Origin of the sequence: Bradyrhizobium sp. JYMT SZCCT0428 (assembly GCF_018131075.1) — a bacterium.
GTDB lineage: Bacteria > Pseudomonadota > Alphaproteobacteria > Rhizobiales > Xanthobacteraceae > Bradyrhizobium.
Window position 1 is genome coordinate 13,911 of sequence record NZ_JAFCLS010000064.1, and the last position, 23,557, is coordinate 37,467.

The 23,557-nt window shown below is 62.8% G+C and carries 23 protein-coding genes and 1 pseudogene; 10 read left to right on the forward strand and 14 right to left on the reverse strand.

Annotated features, from left to right (window positions below; all coding sequences use genetic code 11):
• The first annotated feature begins 1 nt into the window (after nucleotide 1).
• Genes JQ575_RS38555 through JQ575_RS38565 form a run of 3 tightly spaced genes read left to right on the forward strand, consistent with a single transcriptional unit; the run spans nucleotide 2 to nucleotide 3,919 of the window.
• On the forward strand, nucleotides 2-1,108 hold the full coding sequence (locus tag JQ575_RS38555) for a microcin C ABC transporter permease YejB (RefSeq protein ID WP_192737135.1): 1,107 nt from the start codon (nucleotides 2-4) through the stop codon (nucleotides 1,106-1,108).
• A complete protein-coding gene (locus JQ575_RS38560; protein ID WP_212038409.1) occupies nucleotides 1,108-2,286 on the forward strand; it encodes an ABC transporter permease in 1,179 nt (392 codons plus the stop codon). Before JQ575_RS38555 ends, JQ575_RS38560 begins: the two co-directional genes overlap by 1 nt.
• A 7-nt stretch (nucleotides 2,287-2,293) precedes the next feature.
• A complete protein-coding gene (locus tag JQ575_RS38565; RefSeq protein WP_212038410.1) occupies nucleotides 2,294-3,919 on the forward strand; it encodes an ABC transporter ATP-binding protein in 1,626 nt (541 codons plus the stop codon).
• 55 nt (nucleotides 3,920-3,974) lie between these two features.
• Here JQ575_RS38565 and JQ575_RS38570 read toward each other — a convergent pair whose 3' ends face one another.
• Nucleotides 3,975-4,817 carry an NlpC/P60 family protein gene (locus JQ575_RS38570; RefSeq protein ID WP_212038411.1) on the reverse strand — a complete coding sequence of 281 codons (843 nt, stop codon included), beginning with the start codon at nucleotides 4,815-4,817 and terminating at the stop codon, nucleotides 3,975-3,977.
• Nucleotides 4,810-6,192 (reverse strand): M17 family metallopeptidase, encoded by a 1,383-nt coding sequence (locus JQ575_RS38575; RefSeq protein WP_212038412.1) that lies wholly within the window; start codon nucleotides 6,190-6,192, stop codon nucleotides 4,810-4,812. Before JQ575_RS38575 ends, JQ575_RS38570 begins: the two co-directional genes overlap by 8 nt.
• A 214-nt stretch (nucleotides 6,193-6,406) precedes the next feature.
• On the opposite strand from JQ575_RS38575, the gene JQ575_RS38580 reads away from it, so the two are divergent.
• Entirely contained in the window at nucleotides 6,407-7,237 is an 831-nt protein-coding gene (locus tag JQ575_RS38580; RefSeq protein WP_212038413.1) for a tetratricopeptide repeat protein, read from the forward strand.
• Nucleotides 7,238-7,408: 171 nt separating this feature from the next.
• Here the strand turns inward: JQ575_RS38580 and JQ575_RS38585 are convergent, their stop codons facing one another.
• The 9 genes from JQ575_RS38585 to JQ575_RS38625 all read right to left on the reverse strand — a co-directional run bounded on the left by JQ575_RS38585 (nucleotide 7,409) and on the right by JQ575_RS38625 (nucleotide 15,789).
• Entirely contained in the window at nucleotides 7,409-8,389 is a 981-nt protein-coding gene (locus JQ575_RS38585; protein ID WP_212038414.1) for a type II secretion system F family protein, read from the reverse strand.
• 9 nt (nucleotides 8,390-8,398) lie between these two features.
• Nucleotides 8,399-9,376: a type II secretion system F family protein gene (locus JQ575_RS38590; protein ID WP_212038415.1), complete on the reverse strand. Its 978-nt coding sequence runs from the start codon at nucleotides 9,374-9,376 to the stop codon at nucleotides 8,399-8,401.
• Complete coding sequence (locus JQ575_RS38595) at nucleotides 9,376-10,845, reverse strand: CpaF family protein (RefSeq protein ID WP_212038416.1); 1,470 nt, start codon at nucleotides 10,843-10,845, stop codon at nucleotides 9,376-9,378. The genes JQ575_RS38590 and JQ575_RS38595 overlap by 1 nt, the downstream gene beginning before the upstream one ends.
• A gap of 22 nt (nucleotides 10,846-10,867) precedes the next feature.
• Nucleotides 10,868-12,139: an AAA family ATPase gene (locus JQ575_RS38600; RefSeq protein WP_211999788.1), complete on the reverse strand. Its 1,272-nt coding sequence runs from the start codon at nucleotides 12,137-12,139 to the stop codon at nucleotides 10,868-10,870.
• On the reverse strand, nucleotides 12,136-12,885 hold the full coding sequence (locus JQ575_RS38605; protein ID WP_212038417.1) for a CpaD family pilus assembly protein: 750 nt from the start codon (nucleotides 12,883-12,885) through the stop codon (nucleotides 12,136-12,138). Before JQ575_RS38605 ends, JQ575_RS38600 begins: the two co-directional genes overlap by 4 nt.
• A gap of 9 nt (nucleotides 12,886-12,894) precedes the next feature.
• Nucleotides 12,895-14,382 (reverse strand): type II and III secretion system protein family protein, encoded by a 1,488-nt coding sequence (locus JQ575_RS38610; RefSeq protein ID WP_212038418.1) that lies wholly within the window; start codon nucleotides 14,380-14,382, stop codon nucleotides 12,895-12,897.
• A gap of 17 nt (nucleotides 14,383-14,399) precedes the next feature.
• Nucleotides 14,400-14,750: a hypothetical protein gene (locus tag JQ575_RS46745; RefSeq protein WP_212038419.1), complete on the reverse strand. Its 351-nt coding sequence runs from the start codon at nucleotides 14,748-14,750 to the stop codon at nucleotides 14,400-14,402.
• Nucleotides 14,751-14,859: 109 nt separating this feature from the next.
• Nucleotides 14,860-15,384, reverse strand: coding sequence for a prepilin peptidase (locus tag JQ575_RS38620; RefSeq protein ID WP_212038420.1), 525 nt, complete (start codon nucleotides 15,382-15,384; stop codon nucleotides 14,860-14,862).
• 240 nt (nucleotides 15,385-15,624) lie between these two features.
• Nucleotides 15,625-15,789 carry a Flp family type IVb pilin gene (locus tag JQ575_RS38625; RefSeq protein ID WP_192737154.1) on the reverse strand — a complete coding sequence of 55 codons (165 nt, stop codon included), beginning with the start codon at nucleotides 15,787-15,789 and terminating at the stop codon, nucleotides 15,625-15,627.
• A gap of 307 nt (nucleotides 15,790-16,096) precedes the next feature.
• Between JQ575_RS38625 and JQ575_RS38630 the strand changes: the two genes are divergently transcribed.
• The 5 genes and pseudogenes from JQ575_RS38630 to JQ575_RS38650 all read left to right on the forward strand — a co-directional run bounded on the left by JQ575_RS38630 (nucleotide 16,097) and on the right by JQ575_RS38650 (nucleotide 20,244).
• On the forward strand, nucleotides 16,097-16,927 hold the full coding sequence (locus tag JQ575_RS38630) for a sterol desaturase family protein (RefSeq protein ID WP_212038421.1): 831 nt from the start codon (nucleotides 16,097-16,099) through the stop codon (nucleotides 16,925-16,927).
• 211 nt (nucleotides 16,928-17,138) lie between these two features.
• Nucleotides 17,139-17,963 (forward strand): annotated as a pseudogene (locus JQ575_RS38635) (sterol desaturase family protein); the annotation flags it as partial.
• A 159-nt stretch (nucleotides 17,964-18,122) separates the two neighbouring features.
• Nucleotides 18,123-18,938 (forward strand): Flp pilus assembly protein CpaB, encoded by an 816-nt coding sequence (gene cpaB, locus JQ575_RS38640; RefSeq protein ID WP_212038423.1) that lies wholly within the window; start codon nucleotides 18,123-18,125, stop codon nucleotides 18,936-18,938.
• A 115-nt stretch (nucleotides 18,939-19,053) separates the two neighbouring features.
• Complete coding sequence (locus JQ575_RS38645; RefSeq protein WP_212038424.1) at nucleotides 19,054-19,587, forward strand: TadE/TadG family type IV pilus assembly protein; 534 nt, start codon at nucleotides 19,054-19,056, stop codon at nucleotides 19,585-19,587.
• 63 nt (nucleotides 19,588-19,650) lie between these two features.
• Nucleotides 19,651-20,244 carry a TadE/TadG family type IV pilus assembly protein gene (locus JQ575_RS38650; RefSeq protein ID WP_212038425.1) on the forward strand — a complete coding sequence of 198 codons (594 nt, stop codon included), beginning with the start codon at nucleotides 19,651-19,653 and terminating at the stop codon, nucleotides 20,242-20,244.
• A 119-nt stretch (nucleotides 20,245-20,363) separates the two neighbouring features.
• Here the strand turns inward: JQ575_RS38650 and JQ575_RS38655 are convergent, their stop codons facing one another.
• From JQ575_RS38655 to JQ575_RS38665, 3 genes are all read right to left on the reverse strand, one after another.
• Nucleotides 20,364-20,576 carry a cold-shock protein gene (locus JQ575_RS38655; protein WP_002714433.1) on the reverse strand — a complete coding sequence of 71 codons (213 nt, stop codon included), beginning with the start codon at nucleotides 20,574-20,576 and terminating at the stop codon, nucleotides 20,364-20,366.
• A 267-nt stretch (nucleotides 20,577-20,843) separates the two neighbouring features.
• Complete coding sequence (gene infA / locus JQ575_RS38660; RefSeq protein ID WP_025588295.1) at nucleotides 20,844-21,128, reverse strand: translation initiation factor IF-1; 285 nt, start codon at nucleotides 21,126-21,128, stop codon at nucleotides 20,844-20,846.
• Between the two features lie 23 nt (nucleotides 21,129-21,151).
• Entirely contained in the window at nucleotides 21,152-22,582 is a 1,431-nt protein-coding gene (locus JQ575_RS38665; RefSeq protein WP_212038426.1) for a DEAD/DEAH box helicase, read from the reverse strand.
• 570 nt (nucleotides 22,583-23,152) lie between these two features.
• On the opposite strand from JQ575_RS38665, the gene JQ575_RS38670 reads away from it, so the two are divergent.
• The coding region (locus JQ575_RS38670; RefSeq protein WP_212038427.1) for a transporter substrate-binding protein at nucleotides 23,153-23,557 on the forward strand (405 nt) is incomplete at its 3' end.

Consider the following 23,557-nt stretch of genomic DNA (forward strand, 5'->3'; position numbering starts at 1 on the left):
CATGGCCGCTTATATCGCCCGCCGCATTTTCCTGATGCTCCCGACGCTGCTCGGCATCCTGTTCGTGTCGTTCATCGTGGTGCAGTTTGCCCCCGGCGGTCCGGTTGAGCGTGTACTCGCACAGCTCTCCGGCGCCGACACCGGCGGCACTTCCAGAATATCGGGCGGCGGCGGCGACATGGGCCCGCGCGGCCAGGTCGGCGCGTCGGCGGATGCCGTCAGCTCGAAATACCGCGGCGCGCAGGGGCTCGATCCGGAGTTCATCAAGAAGCTGGAAGTTCAGTTCGGCTTCGACAAGCCGGCGTATGAGCGCTTCGCGCTGATGGTTTGGAATTTCGCGCGGTTCGATTTCGGCAAGAGCTATTTCCGAGACGTCAGCGTGATCCAGCTGATCAAGGAGAAGCTGCCGGTCTCGATGTCGCTCGGGATCTGGATGACGCTGCTCACCTATCTGATCTCGATCCCGCTCGGCATCCGCAAGGCCGTGCAGGACGGATCCCGGTTCGACACCTGGACCTCGGCGATCATCATCGTCGGATTTGCGATTCCCGGCTTCCTGTTCGCGATCCTGCTTATCATCCTGTTTGCCGGCGGCTCGTTCTTCAACATATTCCCGCTGCGCGGGCTGACCTCGGACGGCTGGGCGCAGTTCCCCTGGTACTGGAAGATCATCGATTATTTCTGGCACATCACGCTGCCGCTGATCGCGATGGCGCTCGGCGCCTTCGCCACCATGACGCTGCTGACCAAGAACTCGTTCCTCGACGAGATCCGCAAGCAGTATGTGATGACGGCGCGCGCCAAGGGCTGCGGCGAGCGGCAGGTGCTGTACAACCACATCTTCCGCAACGCCATGCTGATCGTGATCGCGGGTTTTCCGAGCGCGTTCATTCACGCCTTCTTCTCCGGCTCGCTCCTGATCGAGACCATCTTCTCGCTCGACGGGCTCGGCCTGCTCGGTTTCGAGAGCGTGCTGAACCGCGACTATCCCGTGGTGTTCGGAACGCTGTTCATCTTTTCGCTGGTCGGCCTCGTGGTCAATCTGATCTCCGACCTCGCCTATATGTGGGTTGATCCACGGATCGACTTCGAGGCGCGTGAAGTCTGATGACGATCACCGCGCCCCAGCCGGTCGAGGCCACGACGCAATCGCCGCTTGGCGAGGCCGTGCCGATGACCCGCCATGCCTTCACGCCGTCGCCGCTCAACCGCCGCCGCTGGCAGAATTTCAAGGCCAACCGCAGGGGTTACTGGTCGTTCTGGATCTTCATGGTCCTGTTCGTGATCTCGCTGTTTGCCGAATTGATCGCCAATGATCGTCCGTTCCTGATCAAATATGAAGGCCACCTCTACTGGCCCGCGTTCTTCAGCTATTCGGAGACCACCTTTGGCGGCGATTTCGAGACCGCCGCCGACTACCGCGATCCGTATTTGCAAAAGCAGATCGCCGACAAGGGCGGCACCATCGTCTGGCCGCTGATCCGCTACTCCTACAGCACGCATAACCTCGACCTGCCGACGCCGGCACCATCGAAGCCGACCTGGATGCTGACCGAGGCCCAGTGCAAGGAAGTGGTGACGAAGAAGGGGCTGAGCGGCTGCCGCGACCTCGAATACAACTGGCTTGGCACCGACGACCAGGGCCGCGACGTGGTCGCGCGCCTGATCTACGGCTTTCGCATTTCGGTGCTGTTCGGACTGACCTTGACGTTCTTCTCCTCGGTCATCGGCATCGCGGCTGGCGGCGTGCAGGGCTACTTCGGCGGCATGCTGGATCTGCTGTTCCAGCGCTTTATCGAGATCTGGAACGCGATCCCCTCGCTTTATCTGCTCCTGATCATCTCGGCGGTGCTTCCGCCCGGCTTCTTCATCCTGCTCGGCATTCTCCTGCTGTTTTCCTGGGTGTCGCTGGTGGGCCTGGTGCGCGCGGAATTTTTGCGCGGCCGCAATTTCGAATACATCCAGGCGGCGCGGGCGCTCGGCGTCTCCAATGCCAGGATCATGTTCCGCCATCTGTTGCCGAATGCGATGGTGGCGACCATGACGTTCCTGCCGTTCATCGTGTCATCGTCGGTGATGACGTTGACGGCGCTCGATTTTCTCGGCTTCGGCCTGCCGCCGGGCTCGGCGTCGCTGGGTGAATTGCTGTCGCAGGCGAAAGCCAATGTGCAGGCGCCCTGGCTCGGCCTCGCCGGTTTCTTCTCGGTCGCGATCATGCTGTCGCTCCTGATCTTCATCGGCGAGGCCGCGCGCGACGCCTTCGATCCGCGCAAGACGTTCAGGTAAGGGCCGCATGGACGCCATCAACCAGCCTTTGCTTGATGTCCGCGATCTCTCGGTGGCGTTCGGCGACACCCTTGCGGTGGATCATGTCTCGTTTTCGATTCGGCGCGGCGAGTGCGTGGCCCTCGTCGGTGAATCCGGCTCCGGAAAATCCGTCAGTGCGTTGTCGATCCTGAGGCTGCTGCCTTATCCGAGTGCCTCGCACCCTTCCGGGAGTATCCGCTTCCGCGGCCAGGATCTGTTGACGGCGCCCGAGAACGAGATGCGCGGAATCCGCGGCAATGACATCTCGATCATCTTCCAGGAGCCGATGACCTCGCTCAATCCGCTCCATACGATCGAGGCGCAGATCGGCGAGATACTGTTTCTCCACAACGGCGTCCGCGGCGCGATGGCGCGGGCGCGCACGCTCGAGCTCCTGACCCAGGTCGGCATTCCCGATCCGGACCGGCGGCTGCAAAGCTATCCGCATCAATTGTCCGGCGGCCAGCGCCAGCGCGTCATGATCGCGATGGCGCTCGCCAACGAACCGGACCTGTTGATCGCGGACGAGCCGACCACCGCACTCGATGTCACGGTGCAGGCGCAGATCCTGGCGCTGCTGGCCGAAATTCGCACGCGGCTCGGTATGAGCATGCTGTTCATCACCCATGATCTTGGCATCGTCCGCCGCATCGCCGACGTCGTCTGCGTCATGAATGGCGGCAAGATCGTCGAGCAGGGGCCGGTGGAACAGGTTTTTACGGCGCCGAAGCATTCCTACACACGAGACTTGCTCGCGGCCGAACCAAAGCCAGATCCGGCGCCGCCGCGGCCCGATTCGCCGGTGGTGATGTCGGCGGATAATTTGAAGGTCTGGTTTCCGGTCAAGCGCGGCCTGCTGCGCCGGACGGTCGACCACATCAAGGCGGTGGACGGCGTCAGCCTTGCGGTGCGCAAGGGCGAGACGCTCGGCGTCGTCGGCGAGTCCGGTTCCGGCAAGACCACGCTCGGCCTCGCGCTGCTGCGGCTGATCTCCTCGGACGGGCCGATCGTGTTCCTCGGCAACAACATCCAGGGCCTGCGCTTCAAGGCGATGCTGCCGTTCCGCCGCGACATGCAGATCGTGTTTCAGGATCCGTTCGGCGCGCTCTCACCGCGCATGTCGGTCGGCGATATCGTCGCCGAGGGCCTGACCGTACATCAGCCCAAGCTGACATATGAGGAGCGCGAGGCGCGCGTCATCAAGGCCCTGAAGGATGTCGGCCTCGACCCGAAAACCCGGTTTCGTTATCCGCATGAATTTTCCGGCGGCCAGCGCCAGCGCATCTCGATCGCGCGCGCGGTGGTGCTGGAGCCGGATTTCGTCGTGCTGGACGAGCCGACCAGCGCGCTCGACATGCTGTTCCAGGCCCAGATGGTGGACCTCTTGCGCGAGCTGCAGCGCAAGCGCGACCTCACCTACATGTTCATCTCGCATGATCTGCGCGTGGTCGCGTCGCTCGCGAGCCATCTGATCGTGATGCGCCACGGCAAGGTGGTGGAAGAAGGGCCCGCTGCCGAGCTGTTCAAGAATCCGAAGACCGACTACACCCGCGCGCTGTTCGCCGCCGCGTTCCGGATCGAAGCCGTGCCTGACGGGACGGTGGAGGTCTAGATAGCGTTTTCGAGCGAAGTGGACACCGGTTCGCGTAAAGAAAACGCGTCAAGAACTAGAGCCGCTTGATCGAAGTGACGTCGCTGCCTGCCGTCTTGATGCGCGCGATGGCCTCAACCGTGTTTTCGATCGCGGTTGCCAAGTGATGCGCGTTGGCGTGGACGATGGTGTCGGCGTCGCGGACGATGGCGACGTGGCCCTTCCAGAAGATCAGGTCGCCGCGTTGCAGCCTTTTGCTCTCGGAAGGATTTAACGCGCGGCCGAGGCCGTCCTGCTGCATGTCGCTGTCGCGCGGGCAGCCGGTGCCGGCGGCTGTCAGGGAGACCTGCACGAGGCCGGAGCAATCGATGCCGAGGCTGCTCTTGCCGCCCCACAGATAGGGCGTGCCGACAAACTGTTCTGCGACCGTGACGAAATCCTTCTCCATCGCCTCCAGGCCGCCGACGTGCCGGCGCGGCAGGTACCAGCCTTCGCGCGTCACGGCGAACGCGCCGTCTTCCCGCGTCACGGTAAGCAGCGCGCCCATCGACAGCGTATCCACCGGCGGCAGCTTGATCGACGCAGCCGGAAACGCAAAGGTCCGCAACGCCGTGACCTTGTGGGTCGGCGCTGCAGATGGTTTGCCGAGCGCAGCATCGGGAATCCAGCCGACATAGCCGTCGCTGTTCAGTTGGCCCCAGGCAAAGCCTTCGCCGTTGCGGTCGTAGATCGTGACGCGTTCGCCTTTCAGCGCCTGCGTCAGCAACGCCGCGTCGGCGGCCGGCGCCTCGCGCAGCGGCGCGATCACATCGACCACGCAGAATTCCTCGCCGGTCACAAAGCGCGCCGCCGTGACCTTGCCTTCGAGATATTTGGCGGCGAGGTCAGGACGTGCCGGGGTCAGGCGTGGATCATCCATAGCGTTCGCTCAATAGCTTGTAGATCGCGCGCGCGGCCTGGCATTCGCCGCCTTCGGGACGGGCCGGTTTGGCCGACGGGGTCCAGCCGTAGATATCGACATGCAGCCAGCTTTTGGCGTCGGTGACGAACCGCTGCAGGAACAGCGCGCAGGTGATCGACCCGGCGAAGCCGCCGGACGGCGCGTTGTTGATATCGGCGACTTTCGAATCCAGCCAGGAATCGTAAGCCGGCCACAGCGGCATGCGCCACAACGGATCCCGCTCCTCCACCGCGAAACGCGCGACGTCCTGCGCCAGCCTCTCATCATTGGTGTAAAAGGGCGGCAAATCCGGCCCGAGCGCCACGCGGGCGGCGCCGGTCAGCGTTCCCAGATCGACCAGCAGGTCCGGCTTCTCTTCATCGGCCAGTGCCAGCGCATCCGCCAGTACCAGCCGGCCCTCGGCGTCGGTATTGCCGATCTCTACCGTTGGCCCTTTGCGCGACTTGAAGATGTCGAGCGGACGGAAGGCGTTGCCGGCCACCGCGTTCTCGACCGCGGGGATCAGCACCCGCAGGCGGACTTTCAGCTTGGCGTCCATCACCATCTGAGCCAGCGCCAGCACGTTGGCCGCACCGCCCATGTCTTTCTTCATGATCAGCATGCCGCTGGAGGGTTTCAGGTCGAGGCCGCCGGTGTCGAAGCACACGCCCTTGCCGACCAGCGTCACCTTGGGATGCGAAGCATCGCCCCAGCTCATATCGATCAGCCGCGGCGCGCGCGTCGAGGCCATGCCGACCGCGTGGATCAGCGGGAAATTCTGTTGGATCAGTTCGTCGCCGACGATCGCCTTGAAGCTGGCGCCGAAGCGCGCCGCGAGTTGCTCGGCGGCGGCCGCCAGCTCTTCCGGACCCATGTCGTTCGACGGCGTATTGATGAGGTCGCGCGCCAGCGAGGCCGCTTCTGCCATCCGCGTGATGTCCGATATGTCGACGCCATCGGGCGGCACCAGCCGCACATCGGGGCTATCAGCCTTGCGATAGCGGCCGAAGCGATAGCTTCCGAGCGCGAAAGCTAGCGTCGCCAGACGCGTGTCGTGTGGCGCATTGGCGAAGCGATAGACGCCCGGCGGCAGCAGCCCGGGCAGCGCGCCGGGCCGGAACAGGTCACGGGATTTGCTTGCCTCCTCTTCGAGACCGAAGATGACTTGCGCAATCTGTCCGTCGCGCGAGGGGAGCGTCAGGCACTTGCCGGGCTTGGCGGAAAAATCATTGGCGAGAGCAAATTGCTGGGCGTGTGGAGGAAGCTCCTTGCTGACCGTGGCCCATGTCGCCCTGGTGGCAAAATAAATCGGGATGCTGGAGGCGGCGGGCGCGGTCTCGAACGGGGAATTCATGCTGGTCTCGCGGAAAAGGAGCGGGCTCGGTCAGCTGCCGAGCTTGCAGGATATTCGTGCGACTTCAATGGTGAAGCTGCAAAATTGTGGGTCCAAACCCGCCGGGGGCCCACGGCAGAGCCGCAGCCCATGCCTGCCGATTAACCAGCCGTTAGGGTTAACAGACTATTGCTGGCGTGTTCGGCTCCACCCCGGAATCGTGAGTTGAAGTGCCATGCGTCCATCATCCAGCCTTGTCCGGCCCAATCTGGCCCGGTTTCTCGCCTCCGCGGCCATGACGGCGATTTTGGCCGCAGGCCTTGGCGGCTGCCAGACCATGTCCGATGTGACGGGCGCGCTGACCCAGAAGTCCAGCAGCACCGCCGCCGCTCCCGCCATTCCCGACGATCCGCGCCGCGCCGTCGAAGTCTATGGCGAGCGCTATCGCGCCAATCCCAAGGATGCCAACGCCGCCCTGGCCTATGGCCAGGCGCTGCGTGCCTCAGGCCAGCGTTCGCAGGCCGCCGCCGTTCTCGAACAGGCGACCATCGCCCATCCCGGCAACAAGGCGCTGCTCGCCGGCTATGGCCGCGCGCTCGCCGACAACGGCAATTCGCAAGCCGCCTTCGACGTTCTCAGCCGCGCCCATTCGCCCGACAATCCCGACTGGCGCATCCTCTCGGTGCAGGGCACCGTGCTCGACAAGCTCGCCAAGCACGAAGAGGCCCGCCGTTATTATGCCAGCGCGCTGAAGATCGCGCCGGAAGAACCGTCGGTGCTGTCCAATCTCGGCCTCTCCTACATGCTGACGCGCGAACTGCCCGACGCCGAGGCGACGCTGCGGCGTGCCTATGGCAATCCGCGGGCAGACGCGCGGGTGCGGCAGAATCTGGCGCTGGTGGTCGGCCTGCAGGGCCGCTTCGCCGAGGCCGAGACCATCGCCAAGGGCGATCTGCCGTCCGAGGAAGCCGCGGCGAACGTGGCTTATTTGCGCGAAATGCTGAGCCGCAAGGATCCGCGCGGCGGCAAGACCGTCCCGGTGGCCGCGCTCAACCGGCCCGACTGACAGCTGCCCGATTTAGAACGCTTTCGAGCGAAGCATGCTCCTCGGACTTGATCCGGGGGTGGCTCCCAGTTGGCACAGCAATCGCGTTTACGCAGCTTGCGCAGGCTCATCTACGGTAGAAAACGCGCCAGAGCAGCTATCGGTTCTGATTCCATCAGAACCGATGATGCTTTAGAGGATCGTCGTCGTCTGCAGCTTGATGTAGGTCGGCCCGAGAATGACGATGAACAGGCACGGCAGGAAGAACAGGATCATCGGCACGGTCAGCTTCGGCGGCAAGGCGGCCGCCTTCTTCTCGGCCTCGTTCATGCGCATGTCGCGGTTTTCCTGGGCCATCACGCGCAAGCTCTGGCCGAGCGGTGTTCCGTAGCGTTCGGACTGCTGCAAGGCCAGACAGACCGACTTGACGCCGTCGAGGCCGGTGCGCTTCGCCAGGTTCTCATAGGCCACCTTGCGGTCCTGCAGGTAGGACAGTTCGGCCGTGGTCAGCGCGAATTCTTCCGACAGCGCCACCGACTGCGAGACGATTTCGGTGGAGACCTTGCGAAAGGCGACTTCGACCGACATGCCGGACTCGATGCAGATCAAGAGCAGGTCGAGCGCGTCGGGGAACGCACGCTTGACCGAAAGCTGGCGCTTGGTGATCGCGTTCTGCAGGAACAGCATCGGCGCCTGCAGCCCGAAATAGGCGGCGGCGACGCAGATGCCGATCTTGACCGGCATCGATTTGTCCATGTGCGTGATCACGAAGACGTAGAGGACCGCGCCGATGAAAAGCACGATCGGCGTCACCGCGCGGGCGAACAGGAACGTGACGTAGGGCGCGTGGCCGCGGTAGCCGGCCATGATCAGCTTGTCGCGCGCGGCTTCCTGCGCCAGCCATTTGGTCAGGTTGAAGTCTTCCACCACCTTGGAGACCAGCTGCTTCGGGCTCTGGCGCAGCGATACCTTTTCCGTTTTGGCAAGACGGTCGCGCTCGCGCTGCCGGATCCGTTCGCGCTCGCTGGCGACCGCTTTCATGCGCTTGGCGAGGCCTTCGCCGGCGAACAGCGGCGTGACCAGCGTGTAGGCGGTCAGGGTCGCGGCAATGGCGGCCAGGAACATGGTCATGAACCGGGCGTCGTGCATCTTGTCTATGAGGAAATCAACCATGCTACACCGTCAGAAGTCGAAGTTGATCATTTTCTTCATCACGAGAACGCCGATCGTCATCCAGCCAACGCAGCACACAAGCATGAATTGGCCGAGCCGGTCTGTCCACAGCAGCGAGATGTATTCGGGCGTCGTAATCCAGACCAGCACCATTACGACCGGCGGCAGAGAACCGATGATGGCGGCGGAGGCTTTGGCTTCCATCGACATCGCCTGAATTTTCTCCGCCATCTTCTTGCGGTCGCGCAGCACCTTCGAAAGGTTGCCGAGCGCTTCCGACAAGTTGCCGCCCGATTTCTGCTGGATCGCGATCACGATGCCGAAGAAGTTGGCTTCCGGAACCGGCATCCTTTCATAAAGGCGAGCGCAGGCTTCGCCGAGCGGCATGCCGATGGTTTGGGTCTCGATGATGGCCAGGAACTCGCTCCTCAGCGGCTCCGGCGAGTCGGCCGCGACCACCTTGATCGATTCGAACAGCGGCAGTCCGGCCTTGATGCCGCGGACGATGACGTCGACGGCGTCCGGCAGCGCTTTCAAAAATGCCTTTTCGCGCTTTTTCTTGAGATAGCCCAGCAGCCAGCGCGGCAGCCCGAAGCCCGCGCCGAAGGCCATGCCGAGGGCGCCCAAAACGCCGCCGCCGACGCTGAACGCGGCGAAGCCGGCGACCGCGGCCAGGACGCCGGAGATGATCCAGAATTTCTGCGTCGACCAGGAAAGTCCGGCCTGGGTGATGCGCGTGCTCAGGGGAATGGATTTTTCCTTCAGCCGGCGCGACTCGAGATCTTTCAGCGATCCCTCGACCTGTTCGCGGCGTGAGCGCTGGTTCTTGTCGGCCTGACGCGCCGCCGCGGGTTCGGACCGCGCGATCGAGGCGCGGCGCGATTCCGCCTTCTTCTCCCCCGACAGCATCGGATAGACGAAAACCCAGGCGATGCCGCCGATCGCGGTGAATGCGAGAAAGGCCAGTGCGAGCGCTTGAATGGACATCAGCGTGCTCCGGGTTCAGCTGTGACTTCGGCGGCATCGAGCGCAGCCGCGAGCCGCTTCTCCTCGCCATAATACCGTGCGCGTTCCCAGAACCGCGGGCGTCCGATGCCGGTCGAGCGATGCTTGCCGATGATCTTGCCGTTGGCGTCTTCGCCGATCATGTCATACAGGAACAGGTCCTGGGTGATGATGGTGTCGCCTTCCATGCCCATCACCTCGGTGATGTGGGTGATGCGGCGCGAGCCGTCGCGCAGACGCGCGGCCTGTACGATGACGTCGATCGAGGCGCAGATCATCTCGCGAATGGTGCGGGACGGCAGCGAAAATCCGCCCATCGTGATCATCGATTCGCAGCGCGACAAAGCTTCACGCGGGTTGTTGGCGTGCAGCGTTCCCATCGAGCCGTCATGGCCGGTGTTCATCGCCTGCAGCAGGTCGAACGCCTCGGGTCCGCGGACTTCGCCGACGATGATGCGTTCGGGCCGCATACGCAGGCAGTTGCGGACCAGTTCGCGCATCGTGACCTGGCCTTCGCCTTCGATGTTGGGCGGCCGGGTTTCCAGCCGCACCACGTGCGGTTGCTGCAGCTGAAGCTCGGCGGCGTCCTCGCAGGTGATGACGCGCTCGTCATGCTCGATGAACTGGGTCAGGCAGTTCAAGAGCGTGGTCTTGCCGGAGCCGGTGCCGCCGGAGATCAGCACGTTGCAGCGGACGCGGCCGATGATCTGGAGGATCTCCGCACCCTCCGGCGAGATCGCGCCGAACTTGACCAGCTGCTCGAGGGTCAGCTTGTCCTTTTTGAATTTGCGGATCGTGAGCGCGGGCCCGTCGATCGCCAGCGGCGGCACGATGGCGTTGACGCGGGAGCCGTCGGCGAGACGCGCGTCGCAGATCGGCGAGGATTCGTCGACGCGCCGGCCGACCTGGCTGACGATGCGCTGGCAGATGTTGAGCAGCTGCTGGTTGTCGCGAAACCGGATGCCGGTCTTCTGGATCTTGCCGGCGACTTCGATGAACACCGTGCCGGCGCCATTGACCATGATGTCGGCGATGTCGTCGCGCGACAATAGCGGCTCCAGCGGACCGTAACCGAGCACGTCGTTGCAGATGTCGTCGAGCAGCTCTTCCTGCTCGGCTATCGACATCACGATGTTCTTGATCGCGATGATCTCGTTGACGATGTCGCGGATTTCCTCGCGCGCCGACTCGCCGTCGAGTTTGGCGAGCTGGGCAAGGTCGATCGCCTCGATCAGGGCGCCGAAGATCGTGGCCTTGACCTGGTAATAATTGTCGGAGCGCCGCGCTTCCATGGCGGGCGCCGGCGGCGGTTTCGAGGGCGCGATCGGCGGGGAAGAGACGGTCGGCGCGGCCATTTCGCGCGAAACGCCCGCCGCGCCGGAGGGCTCCGGCGCGTGAATGGCGGGCTTCGGCGCCCGCGTGTCGTTGTCTCCGCTACGCTTACCAAACACGATCGTACTCCACGCGGACGGCTTACTTCTTGGCCCGCAACTTCTCGATCAGGGGCGACAGGAACGACCCCTTCGGCTTCTTGGTCTCGCCGCGGCCTGTCAACCGCTGCGCAATCTGCAGGAACATCTCGGTGGTCCGGTGATTGGCGGAGATTTCCGCAATCATCTGGCCATTGTTGGCGGCCGAGCCGAACATCTGCGGCTCGAACGGGATCGTGGCGATCGGCTGGCTCTCGATGGCCTTGGCGAATTCGCTGGCGGGAATCTCGGGGCGCTTCGGAATGCCGACCTGGTTGAGGCAGTAAAGCGGCGCACGGTCGTTCGGCCGCGACGCCTTCAAGAGGTCGTAAATATTCTTGGTGTTGCGCAGATTGGCCAGATCGGGGGCCGCTACGATCAGAATATCGTCGGCTGCGATCAGCGCGCGCTTGGTCCATCCCGACCATTGATGGGGGACGTCGAGCACGATGCAGGGCATCGTGGTGCGAAGCGTATCGAAGATCGCATCGAAAGCGTCAGCGCCGAAATCATAGACCCGGTCGAGCGTCGCTGGCGCCGCCAGCAGGCTGAGATGGTCGGTACATTTTGACAGCAGTCGGTCGATGAAGGCGGTATCGACCCGGTCGGGTGAGAACACCGCGTCCGCGATGCCCTGCGGCGGGTCCTGGTTGTAGTCGAGGCCGGCGGTGCCGAAGGCGAGGTCGAGGTCGGCGACCACCGAATCCAGCGCCAGATCGCGGGCGATCGCCCAGGCGACGTTATGCGCGACGGTGGACGAGCCGACACCGCCCTTGGCGCCGACCACGGCAATGATGCGGCCGACCGCCTTGGCTTCGGGCGCCGAGAACAGGTTGCAGACCGAGCGGACGACGTCGATGGCGGTGACCGGGGCGATCACATAGTCGCTGACGCCGCGGCGCACCAGCTCGCGGTACAGCGTCACGTCGTTGATGCGGCCGATCACGATCACGCGCGTTCCGGCGTCGCACACGGTGGCCAGCTGATCGAGGCCGAGCAGGATATCGTTGCGGCCCTCGGTTTCCAGGATGATCACGTTCGGTGTCGGCGCGGAGCGATAGGCCTCGATGGCGGCGGCCATGCCGCCCATCTGGATCTTCAAATGCGCCTTGCCGAGGCGGCGGTCTTCGCCGGCCGATTGCACGGCCGCAGCGGTTTCCACCGTCTCGCAGAATGCCTGGACGGACACCCGCGGCGCCGGCGCGATATGATCTTCCGTCGACGGCGGCGGGCCGTCCGGCTGCTGTTCGGGGGTCTGGCGCGAGTAGCTGATCATTTGCCTGTATCGCTGAGTTTGGCCTTGTCGGCTTCGGGATAAGTGGTCGTGGTTGACGTACCCTTGCGATATTTGTCGAAGGCGATGTTGCGCCGCGGCGTATAGGCGGGTGTTTCCTCACGCGGCTGCACCAGATCCGACGGATTATCGACCATCGCGGCAAGATTGCGCTGATTGGAGCAACCGAGATTGTAATAGGGCTTGTTTTCGAAATAGCCCCGGTTGTTGACGGACGGTCCGAGGTCGTCGGGCCACAGGCCGCAGGGCCCGGCGGTGGCCGAGATCTTCGGATAGGTCAGCCGGATCGCCGCCATGTGCCTGGGGTCTTCGGGACGATACTGGCGTACGGCGACTGCGCGCGGCGGGACGCCGGCAGCGGCGAACGTCGCCTGGATCTCGCGCAATGATTCGCTGGCAGCGCGCGCGTTCGGCGTATCGGTGGGCATGTCGATGGTGATGCCGCCGGTGCCCTCCTTGAGCCAGGTCTGCGCCATTCCCATCACATCGGAGCGCTGGTTCGCGGAAAGTCCGCCGCGGCCACGGCCGACGAATACGATCACCGTGCGATCGGCTTCCTGAATCGCGATCGGATGGCGCAGGCGATAATCGTCCGGCACGCTTGCCGTCGCCACCGGGTCGGTGTGCTTGCAGGCGCCCAGCACCACGGAAAGACCGATCAGCGCTCCCGCGAGGCGGAGAGCGCGCTTGCGGTCGGCGGTTATTGCGGATGTGCTTTGTCGTGTCATCGTCCCGCCTCAGTCCGTAATAAAGCCGTAGGAGCCGCGATATTTCCGTCCCGGCTCATTGCTGCGGCCCGGAACGCCGTAGACGCGATTGATGCTGCCGAGCAGATCGGTCTGCGGATCGGAAGCGTTGGCGAACCCGTCATCGGGGCGCGAAAGATCCTTCTGCGCCACTGCGCGGACCACGTAGGGCGTCACCAGGACCATCAGCTCGGTCTGGCTGTTGACGAAGTCGCGGCTGCGGAACAGCGCGCCGAGCACCGGCAATTGCGCCAGACCCGGGAAGCCATTGATGGCCTGCTTGGTCTGCTCCTGGATCAGGCCGGCCATCGCCATCGCGCCGCCCGAGGGAATTTCAAGCGTCGTCTCCGCGCGGCGGGTCTTGATCGAGGGAATGGTCAGCGAGTTGGTGCCCGCGGAGCTGAGCGACTGGGTCAACGTGATCGAGTTGTCGTTGGACAGTTCGGATACTTCGGTCATCACGCGCAGGCTGATGCGGCCTTCGGTCAGCACGACCGGCGTGAAATTGAGCGAAATGCCGAACTTCTTGAACTGGATCTGGGTCGTACAGACGCGCGTGACCGGGTCGCAGGAATAGCCTGCGGGAACCGGAAACTCGCCGCCGGCGATGAAGGTGGCGGACTCACCGGAAATAGCGGTCAGATTGGGTTCGGCCAGTGTCCGCACCACGCCGGCGCTTTCCATGGCGCGCAGTGTGGCCGTCACCGACGGGACGTTGCCGGTGCCGCCGAACGTTCCCGACGCGACGTTGCCTGGGACCAGCGGACGGCCATAGGCGGTAAACGGGTTGGCGTTGCTGAAATTCACGACCGCCGTGCCGTAGGTCATGCTGGCCGTGAGGTCGATGCCCATCTGCTTGATGATGTTGCGCGCGACTTCGGCAACCGTCACCTTCAGCATCACCTGGTCGCGGCCGCGGACGGCGATCGAATTGACGACCTTTTCGGTGCCGCCGGCGAGGCGGGAGGCCAGATCGAAGGCCTGCTGCGCGTCGATCGGGCTTGCCGCCGTGCCGGTCAGCACCACGCCGTCGCCGACGCCGTCGATACGGATGTCCGAGTTCGGCAACGTCTGTTTCAGTGCGGCGCGCACGCCGTTGAGGTCGCGCGTGACCGCGATGTCATAGGCCGCGATCTGCTGGCCCGCCGAATCGAAGAATATGATGTTGGTCTGGCCTACCGCCGCGCCGATGATGTAGGCGCGCTGGGCGGAACGGACCACGGCGTTGGCGATCTTCGGATCGGCGACCAGCACGTCCTTGATGTCGCGCGGCAGGTCGATCACCATCGACTTTCCGATCCCGAGCGAAACCGCGCGCGCGTTCATCTGCCCGTCCATGGCGGCGGGCGCCGCGGCGCGATAGTCGCTTGCCTTGACCGGTGCCAGGGCCGGATTGAGCGTCAGCGCTGCGACCGCCGAAAATGACAGGGCGCGGACGATAAATGTCCGCAGCATCGGCTGATTTCCCCTGCACTTCATAACGAGCGTCCTTTCGGTCACGTCTGCACCGACTGCTGGCTGGCCACGCCGTATCTGACGGCGCTGATGCTTTCGCCGCGCCGGTTGAGTTGGTCGTCTGTCTTGTTCTTGACCATGTTGATGTCCGCGATGCTGCGCAGCGCCAGCGTCAGCGTGCCGCTCTGCCGTTGCATATCCACGGGCTTGAGTGGCTGGCCGGGGCCGATGTCGCCCTTGGCGACTGGGATATCGACGGTCTGCAGCTGCGCGGCCGGCTCGGGCGCGGCAGGCTGGTGGTCGGATCCGCTGGCCGGATATGTGCCGCCAGCGCCGATGGCGATGGTCAAAACGACAATGCGAGCGGTATTCATACGCTTCACTTTCCACATTACGCCGCGACGCTTCCGCCGCCGTGATGGGAGTTGACCAGCTATTCGTCAAAGCATGGTTAATGAGGCGTGAGTAAATTGCCTTAACGGTGCGTTACCGTTCGAAGGATCAACGCATTGCGAGGTGCGTGGCGCCGATCGACTTGATCCACTCGGTCTCCGGATAGACCATCAAGGCGCCGATCGCGAGCGCGATGCCGTAGGGGATTCCGGTCTGTTTGTCGTGGAGACGGAGCAGCCAGGCCTGGCCCGTGAGCGGCCGGGGGAGCGGCCATTGCCTGGCATAGAGCAGCAGCAGCGTCAGGGCGCCGCCGAGCAGCGACGCATAGAGCAGATAGTTGAGCAGGTGATCGAAGCCGAACCAGAGCGCCACCCCGGCCGCGACCTTGGCGTCGCCGCCGCCGACCCAGCCCATAGCGAAACAGCCGAAGGCCACGACGAGGACAGTGGCGCCGGCGCCGAGATGCATCAGGAAATCGTGCAGGCCCATTCCGCCCAGCGGCGCCAGAACCAGAAAGCCGGCCACCAGGGCCAGCGATATCCGGTTCGAAATCGTCATGGTGAAAAGGTCACTTGCGGCCGCGAATGCCATCAGGGCCGGAAACAGCATGAGGCGGGCAATATCGAGGATCATGGATTCACACAGCCCGTGCTGCCAACGCGAAGGCCGGGAAGACCTGAAAGAAGACGTTCCAGCATCCGGCGAACCTATCGACGAGAAGTGAATAATCGGAAAACGGCCCGCTACGAGACCTACCCCGCAAAAACCACCCGGTCTCCGAAACGACCCCGAATCTGGCAAACGACCCCAGGTCGCACAAACGACAAAGGCCCCGGGTGACCCGGGGCCTTTGAAGCAGATTGCGACGATCGCTTATTTCAGCGAGGTCGAGATCGTGCCGAAGTTGGTCGACAGCTTGCCGCCGACGCCCTGAACGGCGGTGATGATCGCGATCGCAATACCGGCGGCAATAAGGCCGTATTCGATGGCAGTCGCGCCGGACTCATCCTTGACGAAACGCGAAACGAGATTCTTCATAATAGATAACTCCTGTGTACACGTGGCTGGTCGAACTATCATTTGGTCTCGCCGGCGTTCTCAGCACCGTGACCATGACGCCACCCTAAATCCCGACCATTGCGGCGCAGTTAATTCGATTGCGCAAAACCGGGGGGAACTCGCTGTTCTCACTCAGAGTAAACGCGGAATTAAGCCAGTTGATAAAATGCGCGTAGTACTGCGGGCATTGTTGTCGCAGCCGCGCAGGGCCTGGACAGTGCCGGATTCACCGCTCCTTAAGCGCGAGGGTGATACCCCCTAGATCTCCCCATCAAGCGAGGCCGTCATGTCGGGTATGCCGTTGGAAGTCATCGAGATGATGGGCCAGACCATGGCGAAGGTGGTGCCGGTTACGATCGGCCTCGCCATGGTGTTCACGGTGCTCTCGCATTTCTGGGCCTGCAATCCCGGCAAGCCGTGGTGGCGCAAGCGCGAACTCATCACCGACATCTGCTACTGGTTCTTCGTTCCCGTATTCGCCCGTGTGCTCCGCATCGGGCTGTTGGTGCTCGGCGCCGGTGTCGTCTTCAACATTCATGATGTCGACGCCCTGATCGCATTCTACGATAATGGCCACGGGCCGCTGGCCGCGCTTCCGCTCTGGGTGCAGGCGCTGCTGTTCCTGGTTGCCTCCGACTTCATGCTGTATTGGCTGCACCGCATGTTTCACAGCGGCGGCTTCTGGAAGTACCACGCGATCCATCATTCATCGGAAGATCTCGAGTGGATTTCCGCGGCGCGGTTTCATCCCGTCAACCTGTTCATCGGAACGATCATGGTGGACGTCATCCTGTTGATGGCGGGCATCTCGCCGAACATCATGCTCTGGGTCGGGCCGTTCACGACCTTCCACTCGGCCTTCGTCCACGCCAATCTGAACTGGACGCTCGGCCCGTTCAAATACGTGCTGGCGACGCCGGTGTTCCACCGCTGGCATCACACCTCGCAGGAAGAGGGCGGCAACACCAATTTTGCCGGCACCTTCCCGCTCTGGGATATTCTGTTCGGAACGTTCCGGATGCCGGAAAACGTGCTGCCGGACAATTACGGCGTCGACGCCGATCAGTCGGTCCCGACCGAAATCGGCGGGCAATTAGCCTATCCGTTTCGCCATTAGCGCGCGCTGGAGCGAAGCATGCCCACGGACTTGATCCGGGGATGGACACCCGGCCGGAAAGATCTGGCGCGGGGTTCGGCAGATTCCTGCCGGAAGTTTTCCCGACGACGGAATTGACCGCCCAATCCGATCGCGGCACGCTGCGCGCCTGAGTCTTGCAGAAATCGAGTTCTGCGGGGCGCTTTATCGCGCAAGGTGCTAAGAAGCGGCAATGTTCCTGGGCCTGGAAATCGTCGAGATGCTTGGCCAGACGATGGCCATCGTGGTGCCGGTGACGATCGCCCTGGCGCTGGTGTTCTCGGTGCTGGCGCATTTCTGGGCCTGCAATCCCGGCCGGCCGTGGTGGCGCAAGCGCGAGCTCGTGACCGATCTGGCCTACTGGTTCCTGGTGCCGCTGTTCGCCCGCGTGTTCCGGATCGGGCTATTGGTGCTCGGCGCCGCCCTGGTGTTCCAAATTCATGACGCCGACGAACTGATCGCCTTCTATGACAATGGCCATGGGCCGCTGTCGACGCTGCCGCTGTGGCTGCAGGCGGTGCTGTTCCTGGTGATGGCTGATTTCATGATGTATTGGCTGCACCGCATGTTCCACCGCGGCGGCTTCTGGAAATACCACGCCATCCATCATTCCTCCGAGGATGTGGACTGGATTTCGGCGGCGCGTTTTCACCCCGTCAACCTGTTGCTCGGCACCATCGGGATCGACGTCGTGTTGCTGATGGCGGGTATTTCGCCGAACGTGATGCTGTGGCTTGGCCCTTTCAACATTTTCCATTCGGCGTTCGTTCACGCCAATCTGAACTGGACGCTCGGTCCGTTCAAATACGTGCTTGCCACCCCGGTATTCCATCGCTGGCACCACACCGCGCAGGAAGAGGGCGGCAATACCAATTTCGCGGGCGCCTTTCCGCTCTGGGACATCCTGTTCGGAACCTTCCGGATGCCCGAAGGCCGCTTGCCGGACAATTACGGTGTCGACGATCAATCAACCTTCCCGACCGAGATCGCCGGGCAACTGGCCTATCCATTCCGGAAAATTGGCAGGGAACGCGAACCGTCGGGCGTCAATCCGGTTCCCGACAACGGAGCTCGTTAACGCGACTTCGACGCGCTCCCTTAACCTTGCTTTGACCTATATCCGGCAGACTCGCTGCAGCGCCGGAAGCGTCGCTGCGTCATGTATGAGTAAAAGCGTATGAACACCGCCCGAATTATCGTTCTGGCCATCGCAATCAGTGCTGGCGGTGTTGCCGCATACCTTGCGAGCGGTATCGAAAAGGAAGCTCCCGCACCGGTCGCAGCGGTACCACAGCTGCCGACGGTGGATGTGCTGGTGGCCAAGGATGACATCGGCCTTGGCCAGACTGTCGCCGCCGAAAACCTGCAGTGGCAGACCTGGACCGAGTCGTCCTCAAGCGGCAGCTTCATTCGCAAGAAGGACCGGCCCGAGGCCATCACCCAAATCGTTGGCTCCATCGCCCGCATGCCGTTCATCGCGGGAGAACCGATTCGCGAGCAGAAGTTGGTCAAGGCGAACGGTTCAGGGTTCATGGCGGCGATCCTGCCGACGGGAATGCGGGCCGTCTCGACTGAAATCTCGGCCGAAACCGGGGCGGGCGGGTTCATCCTGCCGAACGACCGCGTCGACGTGATTCTGTCGAAGCGCGAGAAGCAGCAGAGTGTCGATGGCGCGGGGCAGCCGCCCGATATCATCTCCTCCCAGACCGTTCTGACCAATGTCCGGGTTCTCGCCATCGACCAGGCGCCCAAGGAAAAAGAGGGGCAAAACGCGGTGCTGGGAAAGACGGCGACGCTGGAAATGACGCCTGATGAAGTCGAGGTCTTGGGAAAAGCACGCCTGAGCGGGAGTTTATCACTGGCGTTGCGCAGCATCACGGACAGCAAAACGGCCGCCGTTGCTCCAACCGGCAACAGCAAACTGGTCACGGTTTACCGCGGAAGCACCAGCGCCGACGTGCTGAGCTGCACGCCGCTTTGCTCCCGGCGGTAGAGAGTTAACGGCCGCTTAACGGCGCGGGTCGTTCTGCTTCTATCGGGGGAAACACTTCGACAATCTGTTTCGGCTACTTATGACGGCAGTTCCGCTCGCGCCTGAGGTCGCTTCGATGCCGTCGCATATCCGCTCCTTCAGCCAGTTGTTGCGCCGTTTTCGCCGCAATCGCGGCGGCTCCACCGTCGTCGAATTCGCGCTGGTCGCGCCGATGTTCTTTGCGCTGCTGTTTGCGATCATCGAGACGGCGTTCATGTTCTTTGCCAGCCAGGTGCTCGAGACCGTGACGCAGGATTCGGCGCGCATGATCATGACCGGTCAGGCGCAGAACGCCGCCTACACCCAGGCGCAGTTCAAGAACTATGTCTGCAGCAAGGTCGCCGCGCTGTTCGATTGCACGAAGATATCCGTCGACGTGCAGAGCTATTCGCAGTTCAGCAACGTCAACGTCAGCAACCCGATCGATGCCAGCAAGAACTTCACGGCGCCCAACAATTACAGCCCCGGCGGCCCCGGCGACATCGTGATGGTGCGGCTATTCTATGAATGGCCGATCCTGGTGACCAAGTTCGGCTATGACATCTCGAATTTGAACGGCAGCAAGCGGCTGTTGAGCGGGACCGCCGCGTTCCAGAATGAACCTTACTGAGGTTCGAGCGAAGTTGACCCTGTTCGCGTTGGGAAAACGCGCCAAGACAAGATAGGCAAGGCGATGAGTCTGATGACGAGAATCTGGCTTCGCATGCGGCGCTCGGCGCGCGATCTGTCCGGCGATACCAGGGGCATCGCGGCCGTCGAATTCGCCATGGTGGTACCGCTGATGCTGGTGCTGTTTTTCGGCACGGTCGAATTTTCGTCCGGCGTGGCGGTCGACCGCAAGGTGACGTTGATGGCGCGAACGCTGTCCGACCTGACATCGCAGAACGTGTCGGTCACCACGACCCAGTTGAATAACATATTCAATGCCGGCACCAGCATCATGACGCCCTATCCGGCCTCGGAGGTGAACGCCAGGATCGTGGAGCTATACGTCGACGCGAATCTTACCGTGCGTCAGATCTGGAGCGCCACGTCGGGATCTGCGCCGCCTTCAGGTACCGTTACGGTGCCGAATGCGCTGAAGATCGCCGGCACATATCTGATCTATAGCGAGGTCAGCTACAAATATAAGCCCGCTATCGGTTACGTGATGGTGAAGGAGGGAATCAATTTGAACGATTTCACCTATACCCGTCCGCGCCAGTCACTGTGTGTTTTCAATCCGCCGCCTGCTGCCGGCGCCGCTGGTAGCTGTCCCACTTCCTAGGCCGCGCGGCGCAAGGCAGCGCGTCGGCCGCGCATGCAAAAAAAGGCCGCGCCATGGGCGCGGCCTTTCGTTATTTCGAAGCAATTTTCAAGGGCGCGCCGGGCGTCCTGAAAAATCACTCATCCAGCGGCGCGCAGATTGTCGGCCGAAGATTTGCCAGAGCGACGATCGGCCACGATTTCGTAGCTGATCTTCTGGCCTTCACGCAGCGTACCAAGACCGGCACGTTCGACAGCGCTGATGTGCACGAACACGTCATTGCCGCCGTCATCCGGCTGGATGAAGCCATAGCCCTTGGTTGCGTTAAACCACTTCACGGTTCCCATGCTCACGGGGGTAGTCCCTTCTCAGATATACTAGTCGTAGCCCACCTCTCGATGGGCTGGTGAGATCGAATTTTTGGAAGGGTCGTCAGCGTCTAAACCGGCTGTACCGGTGGATAGCTAATGTCGTCCGGCCGAAAATCGATGCTCAATATTATTCGATCAAGGGGTCCAAAACAATCCTGACGTGCACGATTTTTTGAACAGGGCAAGCCCGGTCTATCGCGCACCGACATCAGCTGTCGGGCACGTTGGAAATCGGTCGTGGGAAACCCGTTACCGGCGGCGGAACTGGCCGCCACGCGGCGGTGCACCACGCGGGGCACCGGTCGAGGGACGTTCATCCTTGTGACGGAAAATCAGCCGGCCCTTCTCCAGATCATACGGCGACATTTCGATCGTGACCCGATCGCCTGCCAGCGTCTTGATCCGGTTCTTCTTCATCTTACCGGCGGTGTAGGCAACAATTTCGTGTCCTGCGTCGAGCTGCACGCGGTAGCGCGCGTCGGGGAGGATTTCGGTCACCAGTCCTTCGAACTGGATCAGCTCTTCTTTAGCCATATTTGTCTCCAGATCGATCGAGGCTAGCGCTGCGGCCGATGGGTACGGTTGGGTTGGGTATTCGGGCGGCTCTCGCGATGCAAGAAGGCGACGCCTTGAATGCCTTCGCTGTTGCCACCCTGCGCCGGACGCGGCGACTCATGCCGGGTCGGCTGCGACGCGGCATTATTACCACCTCCGCGGCGGGGACGGCGAGGGCCTTTTGAGCCCGGCGATTGCTCGTGGGAACGGCCGCCATGGCCATGGCCGTGGGCGGAATGGCCGCGCGGTGCGGACCGTGCGCCCCGGTTCTGGGACGGCGCTGGAGCCGCATCCCTGGTGCCCGCTGTGCGACGGTCTTCGCGGGACAGCGCCACGCGGATCAGCCGCTCGATGTCGCGCAGATAACCCATTTCCTCGGCGCCTGCGATCAGCGAGATCGCAACGCCTTCGGCGCCGGCGCGCGCGGTGCGGCCGATGCGGTGGACATAGGTTTCCGGCACGTTGGGCAGGTCGAAATTGAACACATGGCTGATGCCGTCGACGTCAATGCCGCGGGCGGCAATGTCGGTAGCGACCAGGGTGCGGATCTCGCCGGTGCGGAACGCCGCCAGCGCCCGCTCGCGGTTGTTCTGCGACTTGTTGCCGTGGATGGCGTCGGCCCGGATGCCGACCTTGGCAAGCGCCTTCACCACCTTGTCCGCGCCATGCTTGGTACGGGTGAAGATCAGCGCGCGGTCGACCGGTTCCTGCTTCAGGAGCTGGGCCAGCACGCCCTGCTTGGCCGCGAAATCGACCTGGATGATGCGCTGGGTGATGCGTTCCACGGTGGAAGCCACCGGCGTCACCGCCACGCGGGCGGGGTCGCGCAGCATCGCTTCGGCGAGTTCGGCGATGTCCTTGGGCATGGTGGCCGAGAAGAACAGGGTCTGCCGCTTGATCGGCAGTTTGCCGACGATTTTGCGGATGTCGTTGATGAAGCCCATGTCGAGCATGCGGTCGGCTTCGTCGAGCACCAGGAACTCGACCTGGCCCAGCTTGAGGCCGTTGCTCTGCACGAGATCGAGCAGGCGGCCGGGGGTGGCGACCAGAACTTCGACGCCCTGCATGAGGGAGCGGACCTGGCGGCCCATCGGCACGCCGCCGATCGCCAGCGTCGAGGTCAGGCGGATGTGGCGGCCATAGGCGTTGAAGCTCTCGAGGATCTGTCCCGACAATTCGCGGGTCGGCGAGAGCACCAGCACGCGGCAGCTCTTGGGCTGCACCCGGACGCGGTTCTCGAGAATGCGGTGCAGGATCGGCAGCGCGAAGGCCGCGGTCTTGCCGGTACCGGTCTGGGCGATGCCGACGACGTCGCGGCCGGTCATTGCGAGGGGAACGGTCTGGGCCTGGATGGGCGTTGGGGTGAGGTAATTTTCTTCCTTGAGGGCACGCGAAATGGGATCGGCGAGGCCGAAATCCTGAAAGGAGGTCAAAAGAGGGTTCTTTCCATTAAAAAAGGCAGGCGCCCGGCCGATACAGCCAGGAGCGCGCGAGGGGGTGTCTGAGACACCCGCGTGTTTGGGGCGTCGGTTTTGCTAGGCTGAAGGGGCAAGCCAGAAACCGTTGAACGGGATCAGAACACGCGGCTCGCAAGGACCTGATGATTCTCTAGGTCACGGGGCTCATATGGAACATGAACGCGGCGCTTTCAAGGTAAATCGCCGGATATGCTTGGCGCGGTTAAGAAACAGCCGGAAATTCGCTCGTTCCACCGGCCAGGCACACTCTCGGTGCCAATGCATCGCCAAATCTTCGTGCCGTAAAATTAGACAAATGGCCTATTTTGCCTAAAATATAGACTGTTTGCCGTAAAAGAATACATTTTATCGGTCCAAAAAATAGGCAGATTTCTCGGCGATTTCCCCGCAAGCGGAAGATTCCACTGTAGTTCTATAGACTTACCTTGTGCTCAGACCGTGGCATGGTTCTTGCGATTCCGTTAACGCAGGCGGCCGTGGGGCCGTTCGCAGCGTTTCACGCCTGCGTCAGGGAGATGACATTTCATGCTTAGACAACTTACTCACGATATAGCGACGCTGAGCCGCCGTCGTTGGCTGGCAGCGACCGCTGGCCTGGCTTTGGGCCTTGCCGCATTCACCACCGCTAAAGCCGCCGACGACACCATCAAGGTCGGCGTCCTGCATTCACTTTCCGGCACCATGGCCATCAGCGAAACCACGCTGAAGGACACCGTCCTCTTCCTGATCGACGAGCAGAACAAGAAGGGCGGCATTCTCGGCAAGAAGCTCGAGGCCGTCGTGGTCGACCCGGCGTCGAACTGGCCGCTGTTTGCGGAAAAGGCCCGCGAGCTGATCACCAAGAACAAGGTCTCCGTCGTATTCGGCTGCTGGACCTCGGTGTCGCGCAAATCCGTGCTCCCGGTGTTCAAGGAGCTGAACTCGATCCTG